The organism is Draconibacterium sp. (genome assembly GCF_041583095.1).
Classification (GTDB): domain Bacteria; phylum Bacteroidota; class Bacteroidia; order Bacteroidales; family Prolixibacteraceae; genus Draconibacterium.
This window is the reverse complement of record NZ_JBFHGM010000434.1, coordinates 1-2,291: the sequence shown is the minus strand read 5'-3', so window position 1 is coordinate 2,291 and position 2,291 is coordinate 1. Positions and strand designations below refer to the sequence as shown.

General features: G+C 43.3%; 3 protein-coding genes. All 3 read right to left on the bottom strand.

The genetic code is table 11. The annotated features are described in order from the left end of the window. Window positions 1–162 precede the first annotated feature (162 nt). Entirely contained in the window at window positions 163–651 is a 489-nt protein-coding gene (locus tag ABZB17_RS22275; RefSeq protein ID WP_372653839.1) for a DUF2764 family protein, read from the bottom strand. A gap of 11 nt (window positions 652–662) precedes the next feature. Next, window positions 663–1,268, bottom strand: a complete 606-nt coding sequence (locus tag ABZB17_RS22270; RefSeq protein WP_372653836.1) for a hypothetical protein — start codon at window positions 1,266–1,268, stop codon at window positions 663–665. A gap of 19 nt (window positions 1,269–1,287) precedes the next feature. Continuing rightward, window positions 1,288–2,291: V-type ATP synthase subunit B (locus tag ABZB17_RS22265; RefSeq protein ID WP_372653835.1), on the bottom strand; the 1,004-nt coding region annotated here is incomplete at its 5' end.

The following is a 2,291-nucleotide window of genomic DNA, read 5'->3' as shown; positions in this document are numbered from 1 at the left end:
TCTCTTCGCGTATTTCCTCAATCCGTTCAGCGATGGTATTTATGGTTGCCATCAACGATTTTTCCATCGCTTCAAACAACGGCAGCATCCTTTCCGATACCTTCAGAATTTTCTTCTGACGGGCCCGTTCCGTTTTTGTATATTTTATTTTTATACCTGCCATTATTTGCCCTCCTTGTTTTTCCCCGGGTTTACTACCGATGCCAATACTTCGGCACCTTTAATTTCATCGAAGGAATACAATCTTTCCGCCAGCTGAAGTTTTAGTTTGTACACCAAAACTTCTGTTAGGGTGAATGTTTTTCCGGCCTCAATGTTCTGCAATTCTTCCCATTGCCACTGCAAGATATTCATCTCGCGCTCCATGGGATTTCCGCGCAGCAACGAATTTGGCATCCGTTCCGGCTTCGGCTGACGGTTTTGCGTTTTGGCCGTTCTAACTTCTGAAAGATCTTCCTTGATACTGTTTAAAAGCGAGGAAATGCTTTTTACTCCAACATTAGCATCCAATTTCTGAATATCAACCGATTGCAGCGCCTTAAAATGTCGTGAAGACAGTTGGCGTTTTGCGTCATCGTTAAATTCATCGATTGTAATCGGAGGTGCCTCTCCCAGGGACAACGATGGCAAACTGGTCATAAGATAAACCATGTTTGACATATTTAATCCTCCTGGCTTTTAATGATCCGGTCAACTAAATCCTTGTTGAGTAAGGAAAATAAACCGCTCTCAATTTCTTTTGAGCTTACTACGAAACTGATTCCGTCTTTGTCGGTCGATTTTACTTTTATTTTGGCTTTACTTGCCGAAAGTGGTTGTAAAGTTACCTCTTCCTGAAGTGCTTCTTTTAATAAAAATGCTTCCATTTCTTTGTGCAACTCCGGCGGTACTTTTATCGATTTTTTTCCTGAAATCGAATCGATCACCACTTTTAGCAGTTCTTGCAGGTATTCTTCCTGACGGAATAAAGTTTTGCACTCTTTACCAAACACCTTTTTCAGGTGGTTTAAGATGGTTATTTTTGTAGCTTCAACCATGTCGCGCGAAGCCTGTGCAATTGCTTTTTCTGCATTTTTTTCTGTTTGAGAAGCTTTCGTTTCGGCTTCTTCAACAATTTTTTTGCTGGTAGCTTTTGCTTCGGCAATCAGTTTTTCGGCTTCCTGCTTTGCATTTTCAATTATGCGTTGTTTCTCTGCTTCGCCGGCATTAACACCCTGCTCTTTTAGTTTGGAAACAATTCCTTCCAGGTTTTCTTTATTTTTTGTCATCTCTTTTTCCGATTAGTAGTTAGTTCCAATATTGCTCGATCAGTTTTTTACTCAACCCTGTTTCGGTTGGTTCAAAATGCCGCTTTAAAATATCCCAGCATTTGTCTAATGCGGCTTCCAGTTCAATGGGCTCACCAAATGGTTCTTCCATATTGGCGATGAAATCTTCGCGGTAACGCAGCAATTTACGCGAGAATGTATCGTTTGCTGCACCAACTTCAGCTGCTTCGTATGCTTTTTCAGCATCGGCAAGTAACGATGCCATTGCCGTCATGATAGGGCGGTGGTCGTCTCGGGTAGTGTCGTTAACCTGCTGCTTTAAACGTGACAGCGAACGTGCCAGTTTCAGCTTGCCATTGTCAAGGAAAAACTGTCCCTCGGTAATATAACCGGTATTGTCAGGAACCGGATCTTCAAGCGATTCAAGCGTTGTTGCCCCGATAATAGTTATCGAACCGGCGCCTTCAATATCGGCAGCCACCTCGTAACGTTTGGCCAGCTCTGAATACAACGAACCCGGATAACCCTGCAAAGAAGGAATCTGATCCTGGTAGTTGGCAACGTTACGCAAAATGTTCGACCAGTTGGTCATGTCGGTTAGCAGTACCAACACGTCTTTTCCCTGGTCGGCAAATTCGCGCGATACACTTAATGCCACATCGGGTAACATAAGGCCTTTAATCTGCGAGTCACCGGCAAGGTGAGTAAACATGATGGTTTTATCGATATTACCCGACTGCGACAGCTGCTCTTTGAAGTAGTGGTACTCGTCGAATTTCAAACCGATACCGGCAAAAATAATTACGTCGGCCTGCGCACCCTGTGCAATCTGCGAAAGCAAACGGTTGTAAGGCTCGGTTGGACCGGCAAAAATTGGAATCTTTTGCGATTTTACCAGCGTATTAAATACATCAATCATCGGTATACCTGTCCACAGAGGCTGTTTGGGAACCAAACGAACCGTTGGATTTAAGGTATCTAAACGCGTTGAAACATATTTGTCGAAAATAATTTCAGGGCCAC

Coding starts and splice junctions, on each gene's coding strand:
- ABZB17_RS22270 (WP_372653836.1), bottom strand. CDS start 1,268: ATGACAAAAAATAAAGAAAACCTGGAAGGAATTGTTTCCAAACTAAAA.
- ABZB17_RS22275 (WP_372653839.1), bottom strand. CDS start 651: ATGGTTTATCTTATGACCAGTTTGCCATCGTTGTCCCTGGGAGAGGCA.